This is a genomic window from Marichromatium sp. AB32 (assembly GCF_003718675.1).
Taxonomy (GTDB): Bacteria; Pseudomonadota; Gammaproteobacteria; order Chromatiales; family Chromatiaceae; genus Marichromatium; species Marichromatium gracile.
Genome location: NZ_RHFJ01000006.1, coordinates 1 through 13836, shown reverse-complemented (window position 1 = coordinate 13836; position 13836 = coordinate 1). Strand labels below are relative to the sequence as shown.

Annotated in this window: 15 protein-coding genes; 7 read left to right on the top strand and 8 right to left on the bottom strand. The window is 69.1% G+C overall.

Translation table 11 applies throughout. The features are described from left to right. Window position 1 precedes the first annotated feature (1 nt). Complete coding sequence (locus tag EBL85_RS03320; RefSeq protein ID WP_123142164.1) at window positions 2–961, bottom strand: MoxR family ATPase; 960 nt, start codon at window positions 959–961, stop codon at window positions 2–4. Window positions 962–1684: 723 nt separating this feature from the next. On the opposite strand from EBL85_RS03320, the gene EBL85_RS03315 reads away from it, so the two are divergent. Continuing rightward, window positions 1685–2089, top strand: coding sequence for an antitoxin Xre/MbcA/ParS toxin-binding domain-containing protein (locus EBL85_RS03315; protein WP_123142201.1), 405 nt, complete (start codon window positions 1685–1687; stop codon window positions 2087–2089). 57 nt (window positions 2090–2146) lie between these two features. Beyond that, window positions 2147–2956, top strand: coding sequence for a glutaminyl-peptide cyclotransferase (locus tag EBL85_RS03310; protein WP_223806048.1), 810 nt, complete (start codon window positions 2147–2149; stop codon window positions 2954–2956). Here the strand turns inward: EBL85_RS03310 and EBL85_RS03305 are convergent. Further along, entirely contained in the window at window positions 2905–3516 is a 612-nt protein-coding gene (locus EBL85_RS03305) for an SIS domain-containing protein (protein WP_123142162.1), read from the bottom strand. The genes EBL85_RS03310 and EBL85_RS03305 overlap by 52 nt on opposite strands. A 257-nt stretch (window positions 3517–3773) precedes the next feature. On the opposite strand from EBL85_RS03305, the gene EBL85_RS03300 reads away from it, so the two are divergent. The 3 genes from EBL85_RS03300 (at window position 3774) to EBL85_RS03290 (ending at window position 6732) form a co-directional block, all read left to right on the top strand. After that, window positions 3774–4652, top strand: coding sequence for an SIR2 family protein (locus EBL85_RS03300; protein ID WP_123142161.1), 879 nt, complete (start codon window positions 3774–3776; stop codon window positions 4650–4652). Between the two features lie 296 nt (window positions 4653–4948). After that, window positions 4949–5407: a CBS domain-containing protein gene (locus tag EBL85_RS03295; RefSeq protein WP_123139143.1), complete on the top strand. Its 459-nt coding sequence runs from the start codon at window positions 4949–4951 to the stop codon at window positions 5405–5407. Next, window positions 5404–6732, top strand: coding sequence for an SLC13 family permease (locus tag EBL85_RS03290; protein WP_123139144.1), 1329 nt, complete (start codon window positions 5404–5406; stop codon window positions 6730–6732). Before EBL85_RS03295 ends, EBL85_RS03290 begins: the two co-directional genes overlap by 4 nt. Here the strand turns inward: EBL85_RS03290 and draG are convergent. The 5 genes from draG to EBL85_RS17045 all read right to left on the bottom strand — a co-directional run bounded on the left by draG (window position 6720) and on the right by EBL85_RS17045 (window position 10506). Next, a complete protein-coding gene (draG, locus tag EBL85_RS03285; protein ID WP_123139145.1) occupies window positions 6720–7673 on the bottom strand; it encodes an ADP-ribosyl-[dinitrogen reductase] hydrolase in 954 nt (317 codons plus the stop codon). The two genes, EBL85_RS03290 and draG, sit on opposite strands and share 13 nt — an antisense overlap. Next, entirely contained in the window at window positions 7648–8229 is a 582-nt protein-coding gene (locus EBL85_RS03280; RefSeq protein ID WP_123142200.1) for a nitrogen fixation protein NifQ, read from the bottom strand. Before EBL85_RS03280 ends, draG begins: the two co-directional genes overlap by 26 nt. 75 nt (window positions 8230–8304) lie before the next feature. Next, complete coding sequence (locus EBL85_RS03275; protein WP_123142160.1) at window positions 8305–8583, bottom strand: ferredoxin; 279 nt, start codon at window positions 8581–8583, stop codon at window positions 8305–8307. 17 nt (window positions 8584–8600) lie between these two features. After that, entirely contained in the window at window positions 8601–10094 is a 1494-nt protein-coding gene (gene nifB, locus EBL85_RS03270; protein ID WP_123142159.1) for a nitrogenase cofactor biosynthesis protein NifB, read from the bottom strand. 226 nt (window positions 10095–10320) lie between these two features. After that, a complete protein-coding gene (locus EBL85_RS17045) occupies window positions 10321–10506 on the bottom strand; it encodes a hypothetical protein (protein ID WP_148040250.1) in 186 nt (61 codons plus the stop codon). Between the two features lie 395 nt (window positions 10507–10901). On the opposite strand from EBL85_RS17045, the gene typA reads away from it, so the two are divergent. After that, the gene (typA, locus tag EBL85_RS03265; RefSeq protein ID WP_190287858.1) at window positions 10902–12728 is read left to right on the top strand and encodes a translational GTPase TypA; all 1827 of its coding nucleotides are present in this window, start codon (window positions 10902–10904) and stop codon (window positions 12726–12728) included. 31 nt (window positions 12729–12759) lie between these two features. On the opposite strand, the gene EBL85_RS03260 is transcribed toward typA, so the two are convergent. Then, window positions 12760–13314: a DUF2939 domain-containing protein gene (locus EBL85_RS03260; protein WP_123139149.1), complete on the bottom strand. Its 555-nt coding sequence runs from the start codon at window positions 13312–13314 to the stop codon at window positions 12760–12762. A gap of 146 nt (window positions 13315–13460) precedes the next feature. Here EBL85_RS03260 and EBL85_RS03255 point away from each other — a divergent pair. Next, window positions 13461–13836, top strand: a 376-nt coding sequence (locus EBL85_RS03255; RefSeq protein ID WP_123142158.1) for an alpha/beta fold hydrolase, incomplete at its 3' end; no start/stop codon positions are given.

Sequence of the window (13836 nt, the reverse complement as noted above, 5' to 3'; positions counted from 1 at the left end):
CTCAGGGGATGGCGACCAGGGCCAGCAGGCGCTCGATCAGGGTGTCGGTGGTCACCCCCTCGGCCTCGGCCTCGAAGCTGAGCAAGAGGCGGTGACGGAGGATCTCCGGGGCCACCGCCTGGATGTGGTGCGGGGCGACGAAGCGCTCGCCGTCGAGCCAGGCGCGGGCGCGGGCACAGCGGGCCAGGGCGATGCTCGCCCGTGGCGAGGCGCCGAAGCGGCACCAGCGCGCCAGGTCGGGGTGATAGCGACCGGGGTCGCGGCTGGCCTGTACCAGATCGACGACATAGCCCTCGAGCCTGGGGTCGAGGTGCAGCGCGGCGACCTCGGCGCGGGCGTGCTGCAGCTCGGCCTGACTGAGCAGCTGGTCTGGCGGTGGGCTGGGTTCGGTGTGGCGGCGCTGGTCGAGGGCGAGGATGGCAAGCTCCTCGTCGCGGCTGGGGTAGTCGACCACCGCCTGCATCAGAAAACGGTCGAGCTGGGCCTCGGGGAGGTGATAGGTGCCCTCCTGCTCGACCGGGTTCTGGGTCGCCAGCACCATGAACAGCCCGGGCAGCGGATAGGTGCGCTGGCCGACGGTGATCTGGCGCTCGGCCATCGCCTCGAGCAGCGCCGACTGCACCTTGGCCGGGGCGCGGTTGATCTCGTCGGCGAGCAGCACGTTGTGGAACAGCGGTCCCTGACGGAACTCGAACTCGCCGCGCTCGTGGCGATAGATGTCGGTGCCGATCAGGTCCGAGGGCAGCAGGTCGGGGGTGAACTGGATGCGGTGGAAGTCGCCCTCGAGCCCCTCGGCGAGTGCCTTGACCGCCGAGGTCTTGGCCAACCCGGGCATGCCTTCGACCAGCAGGTGGCCGTCGCTGAGCAGACAGATCAGCATGCTGTCGACGAAGGCGTGCTGGCCGACGATGCGCGCGCTGACGTGGGCGCGCAAGGGCTCGAGAGGGGCGTTCGCTGTCATGCTGGTGCGCGTCCTGTCCGAATGGCGTGGATGGATCGCCGGGCGCCGTGTCGGGCGCCGGCGGGCGGACTCGGGCGAGGGCAGTGGGGATACCGATTTAACGATATACGGATCGTGACCGCGAGTTCCAAGTCCGGGCCGGTTGTCTGCGTGCTGACGATTCGGCATCGGGGCCGTGGCAGATCGATGTTCGCCGATCGTCTCGTTCGTCCGTCGTCATCTCGACCGGGTTCTCCGGTGGGTGTCGCGAGGCGGCGTGGAGATGGGGTGATTGGGCGTTTTCGTGGGTTGTTCACATCTGTCAACCCCCGCTTGCGATAGCCCAGGACACTCAGGGTGATGGTGCGAGGAAGTGTTTTTTTTGATTTTATATTTTTGATTTGATTGGATTATTTTTATTTCCCCGGGGCCCTTGGAGCAAGGGGTAGAGAGTGATTGAGTGAGAATCGGCGGCGGTTGCGCCAGTTTTGTGCACAAAGTTATCCACAAGTTCGACGAATGCGGAAATGCCCAATCCGGACGCGAGGTTGCGAGCGAGTGACGAGAAGACGTAAGAAGAGTGACGGCTAACTGAACATCGATCCATCGAGGTCGAGGGGCATCCTTGTCTTGGTCGTGCGCGACCGCCATCTTTCGGATCCATGATGTCCGCTGGACGGTTCCCCGCTGAGACACGTCTCGTCAACGTCTCGCCCATCCACCGCCGCTCCGATGGAGATGCCGATGCCCGACCCCCGCCTCGACCAGACCCGCGATCTCATCGCTCTGCTCGGCTCCTGGCAGCTGGGGGCGGCCGAGATCTCCGCCCTGCTGCAACTGCCCGCCGGGGTCCGACCTCGCCAGCTGGGGCGTGTAGCGCTGTCCGATCATCCCGAGACCGCCCGTCGCGCCGACTATCTGCTGCGCATCGAGGCGGCGCTGCGCACCAGCTTCCCGCGCAGCCCGGAGATGCGTCGCCATTGGGTGCGCCGCGCCAGTCGTCAGTTCGCACGCCGCGCGCCGCTGCAGGTGATGCTCGAGGACGGCGAACCCGGCTTGATCGCGGTGCTCTCGCATCTCGACTGTACCTTCGCCTGGGACCTGACCGGCTCGCGCAGCGACTACCAGCGTCTCGGTGACGGCGACTAGCCGGACGGCCGCCGAGCGGGGCATGCTCCCGGACATGGCCGGACGAGCATGGTGACGATGATGCAAGGGGCGAGGATCGGGTGGCTGCTGCTGCTCGTCCTGGTGGTGACGGGCTGTGATGCCGCGGACTCGGGTGACGGGGGCGCCGTCGCCGCGCTCGACTATCGGGTGGTGGCGCGCTTCGCCCACGACCCCGGGGCCTTTACCCAGGGGCTGGCCTTCGCCGACGGCGCGCTGTTCGAGGGCACCGGCGAGTATGGCGGCTCGTCGCTGCGTCGGGTGGCGCTCGCCTCTGGCCGGGTGCTGCAGCGTCACGACCTGCCCGAGCGCCTCTTCGGCGAGGGCATCACCCCCTGGGAGGATCGGATCGTGCAGCTCACCTGGCGTGCCCGGGTCGGGCTGATCTACGACCGCGCGACCCTCACCCCGGTCGATCGCTTCACCCTCCCCGGCGAGGGCTGGGGCATCACCCATGACGGGCGCGACTGGATCATCAGCGACGGCAGCGCCTATCTGAGCTTCATGGATCCCGAGCGGCGCGTGATCCGGCGCCGCGTGCTGGTGCGCGAGCGGGGGCGTGCGCTGCGCTGGCTCAACGAGCTGGAGTACACCCCGACGGGGGTCTGGGCCAATGTCTGGCGCAGCGACCGGTTGGTGCGCATCGACCCCGCCAGCGGGGCGGTGACCGCGACCCTGGACCTGAGCATGCTGTGGCCGCGCGCGCAACGTCCCCCCGGGGCCGACGTGCTCAACGGCATCGCCTATGCCCCCGAGCAGGACCTGCTCTATGTTACCGGCAAGCGCTGGCCCTGGCTCTATGCCCTGGAGCTGGCGGCGAGCGCCTCGACCGCCTCGCAGAGGAAGTGACCGAGCATCAGGTGCAGCTCCTGCACCCGCGGGGTCTCGGTCGAGGGTACCGCGAGCACCTGATCGGCGCCGCGCGGGGCGGCCTCGGCGGGCAGCGCGCCGGTGAGCAGTACGCCGTAGAGCCCACGCTCGGCGGCGACCTCGAGGGCGCGCAGCACATTCGGCGAGCGCCCGCTGGTGGTCAGCGCCCAGAGCACGTCGCCGGACCGGGCGAGTCCGGCGAGCTGGCGGGCGAAGACCTCGTCGAAGGAGAAGTCGTTGGCCACCGCGGTGGCGGCGCTGGGGTCGAAGCCGAGCGCGATCGCCGGCAGCGCCGGGCGGGTCTTGTCGGCGAAGGGGCCGATCAGCTCGCCGCTGAGATGGGTGGCCTCGCCGGCGCTGCCGCCGTTGCCGCAGATGAACAGGGTGCCGCCGGCGGCGATCGCCTCGGCGGTGCGCGTCGCCGCGCGCACGCAGCCCTCGAGCAGTGCGCGATCGGCGCGGGTGCGCTCGAGCAGGTCGGCGGTGGCGGCAAGACGCTCGGCGAGCAGGTCGGCGAGGGCGGATGGGGAGGGCGTCATCGGTCGGGCTGTCCAGGGCTGTCGGGCGATCGAGGCATGCTAGCCGAAACCGGCGCGTGCCAGCCAGCGAGGGCTGTGGGGTTTGCGACGCTGTGTCGGGGTTCGTCGGATCACGGACGTCGCCGGGCGGGCGTGGCGGGGTGGCGATCACGCCCGCCGCCAGCGCTCCGGCGCCGATCGCGGGTGTCTGGCCTGCCATGGTCCGGAGTTTGCAATGGTTTGCACCTGAATACAGCGTCGCAGCCACGGAGGTCCGGATGTCGAGCCTGTTGGAATCTCTCGTTGATGCCCTTGCGCGGGGCGAGCTGGTGCCCTGTCTGGGACCCGGCGCGCTCGCCGGGGTGGTCGATCGCGAACGCGGCGAGCCGATCCCGGCCGACAGCGATTCGCTGATCCTCGCGCTCAACGGCGGGCGGCCGATGTCGCGGCGGCTGATGTGGGAGTTCTCGCGCGCGGCGATGAACGTCGAGCTCAAGCGCGGGCGCGGCGCGGTGCAGCGCTTCCTCGATGCCACCTACGCGGGGCGGCCATGGACGCAGGCACCGCTGCACGCCTGGCTGGCCGGGACCGCTCCCGGCTATGTCATCGATCTCAATCGCGATCTCCAGCTCCAGCACCTCTATGCCGAGCGCCCGCACGTGCTGGTGCGCGGCATCGCCCGGGTGGGGGGGACGGACTACCGCTTCCGCATCCATGTCCACGACGGCTCGGGGTATCGCGAGGTCGATCAGGATGCGGTCGATCCGGCGTTGCCGGTATTGTTCAAGCCGCTCGGCAGCCCCGAGCCGGGATCGACCTATATCGCCTCGGACGCCGATTTCGTCGACTATCTCACCGAGCTGATGGGCGGCTTTGCCATCCCCGCGTTCGTCAAGGCCCGTCGGCGCGGGCTGCGCTATCTGCTGCTGGGACTCAACCTCGATCGCGACACCGAGCGGATGCTGGTCACCGAGCTGATCCACGCCGCCGCCTCGCCCGCGGGCTGGGCGCTGATCCCCGATCCCACCCCCAGGGCGCGCCGCTTCTGCGCGCGTCAGGGCATCACCATCGTCGAGGCCGGGGTGGATGAGCTGCTCGAGGGGTTGGCCTATTTCGATGACGAGGCCTGTGCGACGGCGGGCGCGCTCGGGTGCTAGACTGATCGCGCGACATCTCGACCCGCATGCGCGATCGCGCGATCCGAGCCGACCCCGACCTCTCCTGTCCCGGCGCCGCTCCCGGCGCCACGGGCGGGTCCGCTCACGACCTGCGGTGACGGGCGGTGTCGCCACGGCGCTGACACGGGCGTGAGCCCAACCCCGTCCCTGCCTCCGCCGCGCGGTTCGTGCCGCGGCGCCCCGCGACACGGACCCTGCTCCTGGGCCTGCGGGGCGCGTCCAGCCCCGGATCGACGCGCGATCCGGGGTCACTCGAAGCGGAAGGCTGAATCTCCATGAAGCTGATCGAACTTGCCGTCCCGACCCTGGTGGTCAGGTCCGGCATGACCCTGCGCGAGGTATTTCGCGAGTGCGTGCGCTGCAACGTCGGCGGGCTGCCCTATGCCGATGCCGAGGGGCGGATCTGTGGCCGGGTGTCGCTGCGTCATATCGTCAAACACACCTGCATTCCCGACTTCCTGGTCGGCGCTGCGGACTATCTGGGCGACAACATCGATAACGTCGACCTGCCCGAGGCGCGGCGTCGCGCCATCCTCGCCGAGGAGGCGAGCGGCTACGTGCTCGAGAGCCGGGCGACGATCAGCGCCGGCTCGCCGCTGATCAAGGGGCTGGCGATCATGGAGCGCTACAACAGCTCCTATCTGTTCCTGGTCGACGCCGGCGAGTACCGCGGCGTGGTGACCCGGATGGCGGTCGTCGGCTGCATGCTGGCCAGAGACGAGGAGGGCGCGTGAACGAGCTTGCGATGGCACCCCAGTTCAGCGGCCAGATGGCGGCCGCGGGGCTGACCATGATCGCCGCCTATGTGTTGATCTTCGGCGAGGTGATCCACCGTACCAGCGCGGCGCTCATCGGCGCGGTGGTGATGATCGGGGTGGGGATGATCGGCGGCTTCTACGGCCAGGCCGAGGCGGTGATGGCGATCGACGCCAACACCCTGTTCCTGCTCGCCGGGATGATGATGCTGGTGGTGCTGCTGCGGCCCACCGGCGGTTTCGACTATCTGGCCATCCGCATCGCCAAGTGGTCGCGCGGCAACCCCCGGCTGCTGCTGGTCTATCTGGCGCTGGCGGTGAGCCTGATCAGCATGTTCCTCGACAATGTCACCACGGTGTTGATCTTCGCGCCGTTGACGGTGCTGATCACCCGCATCCTCTCGCTCAATCCGCTGCCCTTCCTGATGGCCGAGGCGATGCTCTCGAACATCGGCGGTGCGGCGACCCTGGTCGGCGACCCGCCCAATATCATGATCGGCAGCGCCGGCGGCATCGAGTTCACCCGCTTCCTGGTGCACATGGCGCCGCTGGTCGTCGTCTCCTGGGCGGTCACGGTGGTGCTGATCCTGTTGCTGTTTCGGCGCGAGCTGGCGCCGAGCGGCCCGGGGGCGCAGATCGATCTCGACGAGCGGCGCGCGATCAAGCATCCGCTGCGGCTGCGGCGCGGGCTGATCGCGTTGGGGGTGGCGATCGCGCTGTTCTTCGTCCATCACCGGCTGCACCTGTTCCCGGCCTATGTCGCCTTCATCGCGGTGGCGCTGGCACTGGTGCTGCTGCGCCCCGACCCGGAATCGCTGTTCGGCAAGCTCGAGTGGTCGGTGCTGGTGTTCTTCGCCGGGTTGTTCGTGATCGTCGGCGGGGTCGAGGCCTCGGGGCTGCTCGACTGGGTCGGCTTCCGGCTGGCGCGGCTGGCGCAGGACCCGCAGACGCTGCTGCTCACCTGTCTGGCGCTGATGTGGGTGGCGGCGCTGCTCAGCGCGGTGGTCGACAACATCCCCTTCACCGTCACCATGATCCCGATCGTGCTCGGGCTCGAGCAGCAGGGGGTGAACATCACCCCGCTGTGGTGGGCGCTGGCGATCGGCGTCGGGCTCGGTGGCAACGGCTCGCACATCGGCGCCACCGCCAACGTCATCTGCGTGGCCGAGTCCGAGCGCAGCGGTATCCCCGAGGCGCGCATCACCCCGCTCGGTTGGCTGCGCGTGGGCATCCCGGTGATGCTCACCGGGCTGGTGGTGGCGAGCGCGGTGTTCGTGCTGCTGTTCGACTTCTATCGCGGCTGAGCGCGGCCTCGGCACAGCGCCGAGGCACGCACCAGCGCCTGAGCCTGTTCACGGCAGGCCGTGGCGCTGGTGTGTTCGAGTCCGTCGAGCCAGCGTCGCGGGATGGCCTCGGGACCGTGCAGCGCGCCGACGATCATGCCGAGGATGGCGCCGGTGGTGTCGGCATCGCCGCCACGGTTGACCACGTCGATCAGCGCCGCCTCGAGGCCGTCGGTGGCGAACAACGCCTGCAGCACCGCGCGCATCGTCTCGACGATATAGCCGCTCGGGTTCTCGACCCGGCCGCGATCGAAGGCGAAGCACGGCTCCTCGGCGATCAGTGCCTCGGCCAGCTCGCGCAGGTGCTCGCGGGTAGCGCCGAGGATGGCGCTCTGCACCATGCGCACCACGGTCAGGGTGGCGGCGTCCGAGAGCGGGTTGTGATGGGTGACATGGGCCTGGGTGCGGCATGCCGCGGCGACGGCCTCGGCCTCGGCGCCGAGGGTGAAGAGCGCGATCGGCAGGGTGCGCATGCAGGCGCCGTTGCCGGCGTCGTAGGTGTTCTCCGGGACCTCGGTGGCGCCGGTACGGCGATAGCGCGAGATGCCCCGGCGCACGGTATGGCCGATGTCGACCGGCTTGGTGCGCATCCATGCGCTGAAGGCCTCGGCGATGGGCGCGGCCTCGACGCGGCCATGGTCGAGCAGTGCCTGGCCGAGTGCCAGCGACATCGCGGTGTCGTCGGTGACCTGACCGCGACGCAGCCTGAGCCAGCCGCCGCCGACCAGGTCGCGGTGGACGCCGTGACGGGTGCGGATCTCGGTCGGGGTCATGAACTCCACGGTGGCGCCGAGGGCGTCGCCGATGGCCAGTCCCAGATAGGCGCCGCTGGCGCGGGCGTGGATGGTATTGGCGGTGGTCTCGCCGGCGGCGAGCTCAGTCCTCAGGTCCAAAACAAACATGGTAGTCGGCGCACTCCTCGCATGATGGTGCCCGGCACAGATAGACGCCCTCGCGTTCGCACAGTTGCTTGTAGAGAAAGCGTTTCCACTTCATGTCGCCGGTGTTGGCCATGGCCAGGCGCGGGAAGTTGCGACGCATCAGCGCGGTCAGCGCGCGGCGGTTCCACAGTCCGAGGTCCTGCCACAGATGATCGGTCGCCAGGCAGCCGGCGGCAACCACCTCGGCCATCCACAGCTCCGAGTGGGTGTGCCCGGCGCGCTGGCCGCCGAGCAATGCGACCAGCTCCGCGCGCTCGTCCTCACGCGCGGGGTTGGGTGCCACCCCCTCGAGGCTGGAGAGCACCTCGGGCGAGACCCCGGGGAAGTGATAGCCCATCAGCGCATTGAACGCCTCGGGCGCGAGCCCGAGCCAGGGGGGCAGGGCGCCGAGACCGCTGGCGCGGCTGGCGATCATGCAGGCGAAGGCGTGGTCGTTGCCCGCGCCGATCGCCCGGGTCATCAACCGGACGAAGATCCGCTGGATCTCGCGGGTGCGTTCGGGGCAGGGCGTGGCCATGGTCTCGCCTCCATCGGTCTCCTGGTGATGGTGCCGGGTCCGCGGGCGTCCCTGTTGCCGGACCCGGTGATCGGGTCAGCGGGCCTGGATGCGCGCGCGTGTCTGCTCGAGCAGGCGCGGCGGGATGCCGGTGAGCGAACCCGGTGGGTTGAGCGCTGCGCCGCTGGCGTCGACGATCGCGCCCTCGATCGGGCAGATGCTCGCGCACTGCGGGTCGGCGTACTCGCCCGCGCACTCGCTGCAGGCGGCTGGGTCGATGCGAAAGTGTGGGCTGGCGGGCTCGATCGCCGCGCTCGGACAGAGCGGCTCGCAGGCCCAGCAGTTGACGCATCCGCTGGTGATCTTCAGGGCCATCTCGGGGACCTCCGTGGCTAGGCGCTGAGGGTGGCGCGCTGGGGTTCGTCGATGCTCAGGGCGCCCCGCTCGGCGAGTTCGCGGTGGGCCGCGCGCAGCGCCTGCTCGATCGGCAGCATCGCCAGCTCGCCGTTGGGACGGATGCCTGCCGTCTCGAGCCGCTCCCAGGGGGCGAGCCCGATGCGCGAGCACAGCACCATGGCGCAGTCGGCGAGCGCGGCCAGTGCCGGGGCCAGGGCGTCGTCGTCCTCGTCGCAGTGCTCGGCGCCGTTGCAGTAGCGCGCGAGTGGGCGTTCGTCGAGCAGCCGTTCGCCCTGCTCGTCGACCTCGTAGACGAGGAAGCGCTCGGCATGACCGAAGTGCTGATCGACCAGTCGACCGTCGCTGCTGGCTACCGCGATGCGTGCCGCGTGGGTGGCGGGGCGGGGGCGGGAGGCGCTCAGCGTGGACAGCGGCACCAGCGCCGGGGCGACGCCCCGGCGCCGCTGCTCGATCGCCTCGCGTGCGGCGGTGCGTCGCGCCAGCGCGGCGGCGTCGTCGATCTCCAGGGTGGCGATGCGCTCGAGCGTGAACTCGGCGCTGCGGTCCTCACCGAGCATGCCGACGGCGTCGGCGCGACACTGCTTGCAGTGACGCATGATCGCCATGTCGCCGGCGCACTCGGTCTGCAGCGCGCGCAGTTCGCTGGCGCGCGGCGCGCGCTGGCCCATCAGGCCGTAGAAGGTGCCGTGCTCGGGCTCGGCGATCAGCGGCATCAGGTTGTGGAGGAAGGCCCCCTTGGCCTTGACCGCGCGGCTGACCTCGGTGAGGTGCTGGTCGTTGACCCCGGGGATCAGTACCGAGTTGACCTTGACCAGCATGCCGCGCTCGACCAGCCGCTCGAGCCCGAGCTGCTGCTGCTCGATGAGGATCTCGGCGCCCTTGCGACCGCGCACGCGGCGGTTGTTCCAGAACACCCAGGGGTAGATCTCGGCGCCGATGTCGGGGTCGAGACAGTTGATGGTGATGGTGACGTGCTCGATGTTGTAGCGACACAGGGTGTCGACCGCCTCGGGCAGCGCCAGGCCGTTGGTCGAGACGCACAGCCTGAGGTCCGGGGTGCGCTCGGCGATCAGCCGGAAGGTTGCGAAGGTGCGCTCGGGGTTGGCCAGCGGATCGCCCGGACCGGCGATGCCGACCACCGAGAGCTGGGGGATGTGGGCGGCCACCGCCGCCACCTTGTCCGCCGCCTGCTGCGGTTCGAGCAGCTCGGAGACCACGCCGGGACGTGACTCGTTGGCACAGTCGTACTTGCGGTTGCAGTAGTGGCACTGGATGTTGCAGGCCGGCGCCACCGCCACGTGCATCCGCGCGTAGTGCTGATGGGCGTCCTCCGAGAAACAGGGATGGTTGCGCACCCGCTCGCGGGTCGCGGCGGGGAGCCGGTCGAGCGCGCTCCCGCCACCGCAGCCCCCCGCAGCGCAACCCGAGGTGGGGGTCTTTCGATCGTGACCCGCTTGCTTCGACTCCATCGTCTGGCCTCCACGACTGACGGGGCGTCGGGCCCCGCGGATTCAATGGTTCTGTCGTGCATGAGCAAGCAGCGTGCCTGACTGGGAGGGTCCCGCTAACCGTCTGTTTTTTGGTCTGTCGAATGGTTGGACCCGTGACCCTTGTGGGGATCGCAACAGGCCGTGTCGGCGGGCTTTGTGACAATCGGTACAGTGCGCGGTGGTGTTTCCCGGCGCCGCCGGGCGGTCAGTCACGCAGGTCAGGGGTGTTGCCGAGGCCGCGATAGATCTCCGGGCGGGCGCCGCTCGCGGGCGTCATGTTCACGCCCTCGAACAGATCGGCGTTGCCGTCGGCCCGCGCCCGGTAGGTCTCGAGGCTGCCGACGCGGCTGGCGTGCCCCGCCATTCGCTCGAGATGGGCTTGGTCGGACATCCGGTCCGCGCGCTGGTGGAAGCACAGGGTGGCGACGATGATGACGGGGCCGACAGGTTTTTTTTCGTCGCCCCTGCTGGGCCCTGGCCCGTACGGTGTATACTTATGGATTCCCAACCCTGGCACGCCTGGTGATCACCCGTTCCATCGTCGAGCCGCTGACCGACAGCTTTGCCGGTTGCGCGCGTCCGGGTGCCTGTCGACCAACTCCTTGGTCGCGACCACGGGTCAAGAAGACCATCCCGCGCGTCCATATTCGACGAGATCGGACCCGTTCGGGCGCATCCCTCGCCGTGATGCCCCTGGCGCGGGCCGTGTGGAGTCCGCCCCATAATCCCCGGGCCCAGTGAACACCCAAAGAGGCGCGCGACGCCTCGTCAACGAGTGATAAGGCATTGTCAAGCAACCAAATCGAGAAACTCCGCAATATCGCCATCATCGCCCACGTCGACCACGGCAAGACCACCCTGGTCGATCAGCTGCTGCAGCAGTCGGGCACGCTCGGCGAGCGCTTCGGGCCGGTGGAGCGGGTGATGGACTCCAACGCGCTGGAGAAGGAGCGCGGCATCACCATCCTCTCCAAGAACACCGCGATCCGCTGGAACGACTATCGCATCAACATCGTCGACACCCCCGGGCACGCCGACTTCGGCGGCGAGGTCGAGCGTGTGCTGTCGATGGTCGACTCGGTGCTGCTGCTCGTCGATGCCCGCGAGGGACCGATGCCGCAGACCCGCTTCGTCACCAGCAAGGCCTTCGCCCACGGTCTGCGTCCGATCGTGGTGGTCAACAAGATCGATCGTCCGGGCGCGCGTCCGGACTGGGTCATCGACCAGGTCTTCGATCTCTTCGACCGTCTCGGCGCAACCGATGAGCAGCTCGATTTCCCCATCGTCTATGCCTCGGCGCTCAATGGCTATGCCGGACTCGAGGACGATGTGCGCGACGGCGACATGAGCCCGCTGTTCCAGGCCATCGTCGAGCACTGCCCGGCCCCCGAGGTCAAGCCCGAGGCGCCCTTCCAGATGCAGGTCTCGACCCTCGACTACAACGCCTTCGTCGGCGCCATTGCGGTCGGGCGCATTCGCCAGGGCAGCGTGCGCCCCAATCAGCAGGTGACCGTGGTCAAGCGCGACGGCACCCGGCAGAAGGTCAAGATCGGTCTGGTCTACGGCTATCTCGGGCTCGACCGTCACGAGGTCGACTCGGCCAGCGCCGGCGACATCGTCGCGCTCACCGGGATCGAGGCGCCGAACGTCTCCGATACCCTCTGCGACCCCGATCATGTCGAGCCGATGACGCCGCTGACCGTCGACGAGCCGACCGTGACCATGACCTTCCAGGTCAACACCTCGCCCTTCGCCGGGCGCGAGGGCAAGTACCTGACCTCGCGCCAGCTCAAGGACCGGCTCCAGCGCGAGCTGATCCACAATGTCGCGCTGCGTGTCGAGGAAGGCAACGATCCGGAGAAGTTCCGCGTCTCCGGGCGTGGCGAGCTGCACCTCTCGATCCTGCTCGAGAACATGCGTCGCGAGGGCTACGAGCTGGCCGTCTCGCGCCCCGAGGTCATCTTCCGCGAGATCGACGGCGAGATCTGTGAGCCCTACGAGCAGCTCACCGTCGACGTCGACGAGGAGTGCCAGGGTGCGATCATGCAGGCGCTCGGCGAGCGTCGTGCCGAACTCAAGGACATGGTGCCGGACGGCAAGGGGCGGGTGCGGCTCGACTACGAGATCCCCTCGCGCGGCCTGATCGGTTTCCAGACCGAGTTCATGTCGCTGACCTCGGGCACCGGCCTCAAGTATCACGTCTTCGAGCGCTACCGTCCGGCCACCACCGGCGGCATCGCCGAGCGGCGCAACGGCGCCCTGATCTCCAACGCCACCGGCAAGGCGCTCGGCTACGCGCTGTTCAACCTCCAGGAGCGGGGTCGGATGCTGGTCTCGCCGGGCGACGAGATCTACGAGGGCCAGGTGGTCGGTATCCACTCGCGCGACAACGACCTCACCGTCAACCCGCTCAAGGCCAAGCAGCTGACCAACATCCGCGCCGCCGGTTCGGACGAGAACATCCTGCTGACCCCGCCGGTGAAGTTCACCCTGGAGCAGGCGCTGGAGTTCATCGAGGACGATGAGCTGGTCGAGATCACCCCCAACGCCATCCGCGTGCGCAAGCGTCACCTCACCGAGCAGGACCGCAAGCGCGCCAGCCGCGGTCTCTGATCGGTTCGGGCGCGGGGCGGCTGGCGCGGGCTCAGTCCCGTGGCAACACGATGTTGACCAGCCGCCAGCGCAGTCCGTCGCGCTCGAGCACACAGCGGAGTTCACGCCCGTCCTCGGTCGGCACCCAGACCGAAAAGGTGTCGAGGTCGTCGTAGACATAGCGCGCGTCGGCGAAGGGTCGGCGCTCGCCGCCGTCGTCGTCGGGCGCGTCCGCCTCTCCAGCCGGGACCGACGGCAGCTCCGCGCCCGGCTCCGGGGTCTCGCCGGCCATGATCCTGGCCAGCCCCGCCGGGGTGACGAAGGTGTCCACCACCTTGTCGATCAGTTGCGTGGCCAGGCCCACCAGCGCCAGCGCGAGCGGGTTGGACGTCTCGCCGTCGTCCTGGGCCTCTTCGAGCAGACGGACGTTGAGCTGGTCCTTGAGCCCGGCGCGCAGCCGTGGGAAGTCGACGTGCTGTTCGAGCATGACCGGGTCGCGCTCGACGAGACCGGTGCGGATCTGCGCCACGGTCAGGTAAGGGCCGGCGGCGACATAGCCGAGCCCGAGCAGCAGGGCGACGGCAAGTAGCAGGGGGAGGAGCTTCATCACGGACGTCCTTGGTGTACGGCGGTCTGCCGCGCCCCAAGGCTAGCATGGCGTCCGTCGGCGCGGCGGGTGCGTGATCGACGGTGGTTGCGTACCATCGGGGAGTCCTGGCCTCGTGCCGAGTCCACCGCAACCCCGAGCGACCCATGCAGAGCACAGCGCAATTCCTCCACCCCATCACCGACCCCTTCGCTGTCCACCGGTTGGACGTGGGCGACGGGCACCAGCTCTATGTCGAGGAGTGCGGGCGGCGCGACGGTGTGCCCGCCGTTTTCCTCCACGGCGGTCCCGGTGCCGGTTGCGAGCCGGCACACCGCGGTTTCTTCGACCCCGGGCGCTATCGCGCGGTGCTGTTCGACCAGCGGGGTTGCGGACGTTCGCGCCCGCACGCCGAACTCGGCGCCAACACCACCTGGGATCTGGTCGAGGACATCGAGCGGATCCGCGAGCACCTCGGCATCGAGCGCTGGCTGGTGTTCGGCGGCTCCTGGGGCTCGACCCTGGCGCTGGCCTATGCCAGAT